A 1269-nucleotide genomic window follows, 5' to 3' on the forward strand; every position below is an offset into this window, starting at 1 on the left:
TGAGGTGGTCCCCGAAATCAGGACCAGGCGTTAAGCTCTGATCATGACGATTGGAGACGATGATCATGAGCAGGAAACGCAAGCAGTACAGCAGTGACTTCAAGGCCAAGGTGGCTCTCGCAGCCCTCAAGGGCGATCAGACAACGTCGGAGATCGCCGCCCGCTTCGAGATCCACCCCACCATGGTCAGCCAGTGGAAGCGTGAACTCCTGGACAACGCCACGGGCGTCTTCGAAGGCAAGGATGGTAAAGCCGCCCAGAAGAGCCAGGAGGAGATCGACACGCTTTACCGCGAGATCGGCAAGCTGACGGTGGAACGCGATTTTTTGTCGCGCAGGCTCGATCGTTGAGCCGGGCTCAGCGCTTGGCCCTGATCGAGCCGCCATCCTCCGACACTCCCAGCCTGCGCCGGCAGTGCCAATTGCTCGGTATCAGTCGCTCATCGCTATACTACCAGCGCCGTGAGTTACTCGCCGAGGACCTGATGCTAATGAGGCTGATCGACGAGGAGCATCTGCGGACGCCGGTCTACGGCTCCCGGCGGATGACGACCCATCTCAACCGCTTGGGGCACACGGTGAACCGCAAGCGGATCCGTCGCCTGATGCGGCAGATGGGGCTGCACGCGGTGTACCCGAAGCCGCGCACCAGCCAGTCTGGCGTGGGGCATCGGGTCTATCCTTACCTGCTCAGGGATCGCGTCATCGATCGTCCCAACCAAGTCTGGGCCACTGATGTGACGTATATCCCAATGGCGCGAGGGTTCATGTACCTGGTGGCCATCATGGACTGGCACAGTCGCCGTGTGCTGGCCTGGCGGGTATCGAACACCCTGGATACGGACTTCTGCATTGACGCACTGGAGGAGGCCCTGGAGCGCTATGGGCCGCCGAGCATCTTCAATAGCGATCAGGGCTGCCAATTCACCAGCCAGGCGTTCACCGAGGTACTGAAGGCCCATGGCGTCCGGATCAGCATGGATGGAAAAGGCTGCTACCGGGACAACATCTTCGTCGAACGGCTCTGGCGTAGCGTGAAGTACGAGTGCGTCTATCTGAAGGCCTTCGAAGATGGTGCCCACCTACGCCGGGAGCTGAGGAAGTACTTCACTTGGTACAACCGTCAGCGGCCCCATCAAGGGCTGGACGATGCGACACCCGATGAGGTGTACTTCGATCAACCACTGACCCAGGCGGCCTGACGCCTGATGATGATCCGGTCAGAGCTTAAATCGCCTGTCAGGTGGTCCAACGGATGGGGTCCACTTCA

At 60.3% G+C, this 1269-nt stretch carries 1 protein-coding gene; it reads left to right on the forward strand.

All coding sequences use genetic code 11. The annotated features are described in order from the left end of the window. Positions 1 to 65 precede the first annotated feature (65 nt). Positions 66 to 1201 (forward strand): IS3 family transposase gene (locus L1075_RS15600; protein ID WP_371399730.1). Its coding sequence is split into 2 segments (ribosomal slippage): positions 66 to 321 and positions 321 to 1201, totalling 1137 coding nucleotides; the frame shifts between segments, so codons are not numbered across the junction. Positions 1202 to 1269: the final 68 nt, after the last annotated feature.

Source organism: Chromohalobacter beijerinckii (assembly GCF_023061185.1).
Classification (GTDB): domain Bacteria; phylum Pseudomonadota; class Gammaproteobacteria; order Pseudomonadales; family Halomonadaceae; genus Chromohalobacter; species Chromohalobacter beijerinckii.